The organism is Streptomyces sp. 7N604 (assembly GCF_052245475.1).
GTDB lineage: Bacteria > Actinomycetota > Actinomycetes > Streptomycetales > Streptomycetaceae > Streptomyces.
Window position 1 is genome coordinate 1 of sequence record NZ_JBQQBX010000075.1, and the last position, 7,275, is coordinate 7,275.

The following is a 7,275-nucleotide window of genomic DNA, read 5'->3' on the forward strand; positions in this document are numbered from 1 at the left end:
AGGCGGGGCGCTGCTGAGCCGGCGCGCGGGACGGGCGGAACTCCGCTTCCCGAGGAAGGATCCTCAGCCTTCCTCGGGCCGGTCCTCGAGCGTCTTCGTGACGTTCACCGACCCGTTCCCCACCGGCACCAACCGGCCGCCCCGTACCTCCTGGTACGTCACCATCGCGTTGGTTATGCGCGGAAAGCCCCGCACCGCCAGCATGTCCTCGTACCGCCAGCTCAGCTTCGGCGTCAGCCCGCCCGTGTCCACGCCGGCGTCACCGATCCGCCCGTCCAGCGTCCGCCGTACGGATTGCGCCGTGACGTCCCCGCCGCCGAGGGACTCGACCGCCGCGCGTAGCACCGTGTACGCGATCCACGTCGTCTGGACGCCCGGGTCCGCCGGGTCGATGCGGTTGTCCCCGAACGCATGCTTATTGATGACCCCGCGCATCGGCTCCCAGCGCGGGTCGCTCGCGGCCGGGTACCACCCGGTCACGGACGCGCCCTCCAGCGGGCTGGACTTGCCGCCTGTCCGCGTCACCAGCGCCTGCTGCACGCTGCCCAGCACCGACGCGATCTTCACCTTCTGCCCCTCCTCCTGGAGGCGGCGGAAGGAGTCGAAGAAGGTGTCGGTGCGGTCGCCGAGCGCCGCGGTGACGCACGCGCCGCCGGCCGTCGCGGCGTACGTCCCGGTCCCGAGGAGCGCCGGGTCGGCGCCCGCGCGCGCCAAGGCGCTCTCCGCCTGCGGCGTGTAGTCGGTCGCGTCCTCCGGCGCCCGTACGTCGCTGGCGGGCGTGTGGCGCGCCGCCCGCAGGCCCGCGTTGAGCAGGGACGGCATCTGGTCGCCCGCGATGGTGTCGGGCCGGACAAGGGAGATCCGATCGCAGCCGCGCGCGAGCTGCCGCCCGTTGCCCGCAAGCAGCGTGGCCATACCGCCGTTGACGGGGTATGAGAGCGGGCTGGTGAACTCCTCATCCGTGGCGCCGTATCCGCCTATATACGGAATTCCGGACGCCTCCAGCTGCGACATGAAGGACCGCCCGTGCTGGCTGTACGAGCCGACGACGGCAACGACGTTCTCGGCGATCGCCCGCCGCGCGCAACGGCCCGCGTTCACCGCGTCGTTGCGCTCATTGCAGGTGAGGACCTTCAGCTCGCGGCCGCCGAGCCCGCCCCTGCTGTTGATCCAGCGCGCGTACGCCTGCGCCATGGCGGGCATGCCCGGCACATTCGTCGCCTTGGTGCCCTCGGGGGCCCAGGTCATCACCACAACCGGATCCTTGGAAGCCCCCGAAACCGCCGGGAGTGAACCACAACCGGCGAGCACCGCAGCACACGTCGCCAGGGCGCTCACCGAGGCAATCGCCACAGCCTTGACGGGGCGAGGCGGGCGAGCCGGGCGAGGAGAGCCAGAAGCGCGAGTGGAGAGAGAAGAGAGAGAACTGCGAGTGGGGCGCGAAGGGGAGCGTCGCCGTCCGGTCATACCGCATAACCCTTCCGGCCGCCCCATAACGGAGAAGTGACGTTCGGGCAACGCACGGTGGATTGAGGGTGAACAGCGGGGGACGGTTCGCGACAGCTTTGTGAAGAACGTACGATCGGCTGCCGTGCAAGGTGCTGAGAAGTCTTCCCGTCGCGGCCGTCGCTCCCCCACCATGGGCGGCATGCCACTCAACGACATGCCGTGGTGGCGCTGGCGCAGCAATGTGCGCTCCGCGCTGCACATGCTCTCGGACCCCGTCTTCCAGCAGGAGTGCTGGCTGGCCGGCCGCGAAGGCTACGGGGACGTCACCGACGCCGTGTACCGGCTCGTCGAGGACACCTGGCTGGACAACTGGTCGGCGGAGAAGTACGTCGGGACGATCTTCCGCGACTCGCAGGAGGCGGCCCTCGTGGACGTCGCCGTACTGCGGGTGCTGCGGATCATGCACCAGGTCGGGCCGGACGCGCCGGTCGCGGCCTACATCGAGCACCACGGATGGTCGGAGGCCGTACGGGCCGCCCGCGAGGCGCACGTACGGCTCGCCACCAGCGACGGCGACGACCCGGACTCGCCGCCGCGCTCGCTCGAGGTGCTCGCGATCATGAACCGGGCGGTCCAGCAGCAGGGATTGGCCCAGTAGCCCTGCCCGGTCCGGCCCGCCCCGGACAGAGGCGCTGTCCAGGCCCAGTCAGGCCGGGTCCAGGTCCGGTCTGCGGGTGTGCGACCCTATTAGGTCATGAACGAGTCGCAGCACGCCGCGTCCCCCCAGGCCCCCGAGCAGGACCCTGAGCAGTACGTCCTCACCCTGTCCTGCCCGGACAAGCAGGGCATCGTGCACGCCGTGTCCAGCTACCTCTTCATGACCGGCTGCAACATCGAGGACAGCCAGCAGTTCGGGGACCACGACACGGGGCTGTTCTTCATGCGGGTGCACTTCTCGGCCGACCGGTCGGTGACGCTGGAGAACCTGCGGGCCAGCTTCGCCGCCATCGGCGACAGCTTCCGGATGGACTGGCAGATGCACCGGGCCGACGAGAAGATGCGGATCGTCCTCATGGTCAGCAAGTTCGGGCACTGCCTGAACGACCTGCTGTTCCGTACGAGGATCGGCGCGCTGCCGGTGGAGATCGCGGCCGTGGTCTCCAACCACACGGACTTCGAGGAGCTCGTCTCCTCGTACGGCATCCCCTTCCACCACATTCCGGTCACGAGGGAGAACAAGTCGGAGGCGGAGGCGCGGCTGCTGAAGATCGTCGAGGAGGAGCGCGTCGAGCTGGTGGTGCTGGCGCGCTACATGCAGGTGCTCTCGGACGATCTGTGCAAGGCGCTCTCGGGGCGGATCATCAACATCCACCACTCCTTCCTGCCGAGCTTCAAGGGCGCGAAGCCGTATCACCAGGCGCACGCGCGCGGTGTGAAGCTGATCGGAGCCACGGCGCACTACGTGACGGCGGATCTCGACGAGGGCCCGATCATCGAGCAGGAGGTCGAGCGGGTCGGGCACTGGGTTACGCCGGACCAGCTCGTTGCGGTCGGCCGCGACGTCGAGTGCCAGGCGCTCGCGCGAGCGGTGAAATGGCACAGCGAACGCCGAGTCCTCCTCAACGGCGCCAGGACGGTCGTCTTCGCATAAGGGTTGTGGGCATTCGTTCCGCGGGGCTGGGGGTCCCCCCGGACGGAGTCTGGGGGAGGGTGGGCACAACCGGGTTACAAGCGCGACAGCGAGGCCGTTGCCGCGAGGACGTCGCGGATGGCCTCGCGGTCCCCGTCCTGACCAGCCGCCGCGTCCTCCGGCAGCACATGCCCCGCCGCCAGCTGGCAGAACTCCGTCGCGTCCAGCGCCACCCGCGCCACCTCCTCGTCCGGCGAAGCCACCGCCGCAGGCGAGTCCAGCGGGATGAACCAGTGGCCGCCGCCCTTGCCCTCCACCTCCAGGTGGAGCGTGCGCCCCGGCTCCCCCGCGATCCCCAGCCTCCGCGGCGGGCTCGCGAGCCCGACCCGGCGCCGCCCCGCGAGGGCCACCGGCAGCTGCCGCACCGCCAGGTCGATCATGAGGTGCAGATGCCCGGCCGCGGGCGGGTCGTACGGATAGTCCACGGCCTCCGCGATGTCCGACGCGTGCACCCAGCACTCGAAGGCCCGGTCCAGGAACGAGTCCCGCAGCGGCAGCCCGAAGTCCCCGTAGGACACGTCGAGTCCGGCGGCCCCGCCGCCCGCGAAGCTGACCCTGCGGATCAGCGAGTGCGCCTGTTCGCGCCACGGTTCGCGCACCATGCCCGGCGGCTCCGGCATCTCCGTGCGCCAGTACGCCTCCGTGCGAGCCGCCGCAGACGCCGGCGGCTCGCCGCCGGCCCCGGCGCCCGACGCGAGCTCGCCCAGCGGATCGGGCAGGCCGAGCACGCCCGCCACCATGCCGTCCACCGCCATCAGATGCGCGAGAACCCCGGCGACCGTGGCCTCCCGCTCGACGCCGCGCCTGCCCTCGAACCAGCGCAGCCGGACCGGCGTACGCCACTCCGACTCGCCCATGTCGTGCAGCAGCGCGTCCAGCCGCGCGGTCTCCGCGTCGTACGGCGCCGCCCACTCGGGCACCGGTATGCGCGCCGGGCGCCGCAACAGGCAGCCCGCGAGCGTGCGGGCGCGCAGCATGGGGTCGAGGTCCAGGTTGTCCTCCTTGTGCAGGAGGCCGACGGCATCGCGCAGCCGCAGGGCCTCGTCCGCACACATGGCGCAGTCGGTGAGGTGCGCCTCGACGGCCGCCGTCTCCTCGGCCGAGCACGCGGACAGCGCCCACGCGCCCAGCAGCGACTTCAGCACCCTGTGGGTGAACGGAACGGGAGGCACGGAAGGACTGGCCGGAGCGGGCAACTCCGGGCCGGGTGCGGACGCGGGCCCGGGCGCGGTCGGAGCCGTGGCCGCATCCGGCGAATCCGCCGCATCCGGCCGCTCGGATACGTCCGACTGCTCGGATACGTCCGGTCGCTCCGTCACGTCCGGGCGCTCCGACAGGTCCCGCAGATCCGGAAGCGGCCCGCGGTCCTCCGCTGCCGGCCGCGGAGGAGGTATGCGCGGCCGCCGCGCCCCGCCCGCACCCTCCGATGCGTCATCGCCCGGCTCGTCGGGCCGCCCAGGCCCGAACGGCCCGTTCACAGCGCGCTCCCCTGCCCAGGAGGCAGCGGCGGCGCCGCCGGCCCCGGCCCCGCCGGATTGACGTGCGCCGTGGACAGCAGCTGCAGCCCGAGCCGCAGCCTCCGCCGCGCCTCATCCTCCGTCACGCCCAGATCGGCGGCGGTCTGCCGGTAATCGAGGTGCTTGAAGTACGCGAGTTCCAGCGCAGCTCGCAGCGGCGCGGGCATGGAGTTCCGGATGTAGTCGGCGCGAGCCGCAGCGGAGGCGGCCCGGACTTTCTTCTCTATCCGCTCGGCCGTCCCGCTTTCGCCGCCCTCACTCAATAGCTCCGACTCGGTCTCGCGCAGCCGCCGCACCGCTTGCCGGTGCGTGATCGAGGCGACCCAGGAGCGCAGCGGCCCCTGCTTGGGGTCGTACGCGTCCGGGTGCTCCCAGATGTAGCCGAAGATGTCGCGCGTGATGCGGTCGGCGGCGGCTTCGTCGTCGAGGACCCGGTACGCCAGACCGTGGACGAGCGAGGCGAACCGGTCGTACAGCTCGCCCAGCGCGGCCGCCTCGCCGCGCGTCAGCCGCTGCTGCATCTTCCGGTCCCAGCGGGGAGACACGTCATTCGCCATCCGGCCCCCATCCATCCGCCGTAGTCCGCATCCACCGTCCACATCGACGTCCTCATCGAATGTAGTAGGCCATACCGGCAACGCACGCCCTTTGCATCAATGTTCGGTGCACGGGCAACTACTGCTGGTATAGATCCGGTCACGTTGCTCGCTTCTCCTGAGACTCCTGTTCCCGTATGCGCATAGGGTCGTTGGGAGCGGTTACCGAGTCGCGTGTTTCAAGGGGTAACGCCCGGGCAGCCGAGCTTGGAAGGACTGCTTCCGCATAGCGATCGCACAGCGAGCAACCGAAGGGACGTCGGTCGAGTGACCTTGAAAGTGATGGAGACCGAGCAGGGCGCGTGGGCCGTCCTGCGCATCTCCGGCGAGATGGACCTGGTGACCTCGCCCGCGGTGCGGCAGCACGTGCACGACGCGGTGGCCGAAGGACGCCGCAGCCTCGTGCTCGACCTCGCCGGTGTCCGCTTCTGCGACTCCAGCGGCGTAGGCGTCCTCATCGCCTCCCGCAGGCTGATGCGCTCCTGTCAGGGCCGGTTGCGGCTGATCCTCCCCGCGCGCGGCGCCGAGGACGGCTCACACGTGAACCGCGTCCTCGCCGCGCTCGGGGTCCGCCGCCTCTTCGAGGTCTACCCGGACGTCACGTCCGCCGTCGACGAGACCGCGAGCCCGCTCTCCGCGTAACCGGCTTCCGCCCGCCCGCTGTCCGCGCAGCCTTCCGCCGTCGCGAACTCGCACCACACCACCTTCCCGCGCACCGACCGCTCGTGGTGCCCCAGTCCTTCCCCAGCGCGGTCACGATCGCCGGCCCCCGCCCGCCGCAGTCCTCCGCGTCTCCCGCGTCGTCCGTGATGCCCTCCGGCCAGCGCGGAGCCGAATCCGAACGACCTCGACCCGTCCCGTTCCCCGCTCGATTTCTTCGGTGCGGAGCTGCGCCACCACCGGGAGCTAGCCGATTTGTCCCAGAAAGAGACGGGGCATCGGCTTTATTCTTCGGGCGCGCTGGTCGGCTGCATCGAGACGGCAAAACGCTTCCCGACCCTGGACTTTGCGGAGCGCTGCGACAAGATCTTCAAGACCGACGGCTCGTTCATGCGGCTCTGGCCGCTGGCTGCGCGGCACGCGATCGGAACCGCAGATCTTGGCTCATCCGGACGAGTTCAGAGACGCCGCGTTCCGATACGATCTTCTGCGGACTTCGGCACTCTCGCCGCAGGACTCGGCGGAGCTGATCGCTTCACTCCTGGAGGAGCCATGAGCACCCACTGGCGCAAGTCGAGCTACAGCGGAGGCCAGGGCGGCGACTGCATCGAATTCGCCCAGCTGACGGGCTCGGCGGACGCCGCCGTAGCAGTCCGTGACTCCAAGGATCCGGACGGTCCCCGCCTCCACTTCACCGGTGATGCATGGCACGTCTTCCTGAACTTCGCCTCGGAGCAGGACGTACGTACTATCTGACCCCGGTACCCGACGTGAACGTGAGGCCGACCGTGGATCCCGCTGAATACGAAGCCAAGATCGCTCGCCGTTTCGCCACCTTCGACCAGGACGGCAACGGCTACATCTCACGCGAGGACTTCAACGCCGCTGCCGCCGCCGTGCTGACGGAGTTCGGCGTCGTCGCCCGTTCGATGAAGGGGCAGGCGCTCTACGAAGGCGCGGAGGCATTTTGGCAGGGTATGGCGGCGATAGCCGACACGGACGGTGATCAGCACGTATCGCGCGAGGAGTTCGTCAACGAGGCCGTGAAGCGGCTGCGCGACAACGCGAAGCGGTTCGCGGAGATCGCCAGGCCGTTTCTCCGTGCGGTGATACGGGTCGCCGACACGGACGGCGACGGCGTGATCACGCCTGAGGAGACCGTGCGGGTGGCGCGGGTGCTGGGGGTCAAGCCGGAGGCTTGCGGCCGGGTCGCCGCCACGCTGGACGGGGACGGGGACGGCCGGATCACCGAAGAGGAGATCATCGCCGCCTTCGCGCTCTACTTCACCACCCCCGACCCGGACGCCTGACGCCGGGTTGTGGGGAGTCTTTTCCCCCCCCCAACCCCTCCTGGGGGCCCCAA

Annotated in this window: 8 protein-coding genes; 5 read left to right on the forward strand and 3 right to left on the reverse strand. The window is 70.3% G+C overall.

Features of this window, described 5'->3' with window-relative positions:
* Positions 1-63: 63 nt before the first annotated feature.
* Positions 64-1,467, reverse strand: coding sequence for an ABC transporter substrate-binding protein (locus ACTWP8_RS37910; protein WP_443326598.1), 1,404 nt, complete (start codon positions 1,465-1,467; stop codon positions 64-66).
* A gap of 172 nt (positions 1,468-1,639) precedes the next feature.
* Here ACTWP8_RS37910 and ACTWP8_RS37915 point away from each other — a divergent pair, with 172 nt between their 5' ends.
* Positions 1,640-2,107, forward strand: a complete 468-nt coding sequence (locus ACTWP8_RS37915) for an SCO4402 family protein (RefSeq protein WP_443326599.1) — start codon at positions 1,640-1,642, stop codon at positions 2,105-2,107.
* Positions 2,108-2,203: 96 nt separating this feature from the next.
* Positions 2,204-3,100 (forward strand): formyltetrahydrofolate deformylase, encoded by an 897-nt coding sequence (purU, locus tag ACTWP8_RS37920; RefSeq protein ID WP_443326600.1) that lies wholly within the window; start codon positions 2,204-2,206, stop codon positions 3,098-3,100.
* Positions 3,101-3,174: 74 nt separating this feature from the next.
* Here purU and ACTWP8_RS37925 read toward each other — a convergent pair whose 3' ends face one another.
* Both ACTWP8_RS37925 and ACTWP8_RS37930 read right to left on the reverse strand, forming a co-directional pair.
* Positions 3,175-4,617, reverse strand: coding sequence for a maleylpyruvate isomerase family mycothiol-dependent enzyme (locus tag ACTWP8_RS37925; RefSeq protein WP_443326601.1), 1,443 nt, complete (start codon positions 4,615-4,617; stop codon positions 3,175-3,177).
* A complete protein-coding gene (locus tag ACTWP8_RS37930; RefSeq protein WP_443326602.1) occupies positions 4,614-5,213 on the reverse strand; it encodes a sigma-70 family RNA polymerase sigma factor in 600 nt (199 codons plus the stop codon). Before ACTWP8_RS37930 ends, ACTWP8_RS37925 begins: the two co-directional genes overlap by 4 nt.
* A 306-nt stretch (positions 5,214-5,519) precedes the next feature.
* On the opposite strand from ACTWP8_RS37930, the gene ACTWP8_RS37935 reads away from it, so the two are divergent.
* The 3 genes from ACTWP8_RS37935 (at position 5,520) to ACTWP8_RS37945 (ending at position 7,222) form a co-directional block, all read left to right on the forward strand.
* Positions 5,520-5,894 carry an STAS domain-containing protein gene (locus ACTWP8_RS37935; protein ID WP_443326603.1) on the forward strand — a complete coding sequence of 125 codons (375 nt, stop codon included), beginning with the start codon at positions 5,520-5,522 and terminating at the stop codon, positions 5,892-5,894.
* A gap of 246 nt (positions 5,895-6,140) precedes the next feature.
* A complete protein-coding gene (locus tag ACTWP8_RS37940; RefSeq protein ID WP_443326605.1) occupies positions 6,141-6,668 on the forward strand; it encodes a DUF397 domain-containing protein in 528 nt (175 codons plus the stop codon).
* Between the two features lie 32 nt (positions 6,669-6,700).
* Complete coding sequence (locus tag ACTWP8_RS37945; protein ID WP_443326604.1) at positions 6,701-7,222, forward strand: EF-hand domain-containing protein; 522 nt, start codon at positions 6,701-6,703, stop codon at positions 7,220-7,222.
* Positions 7,223-7,275: the final 53 nt, after the last annotated feature.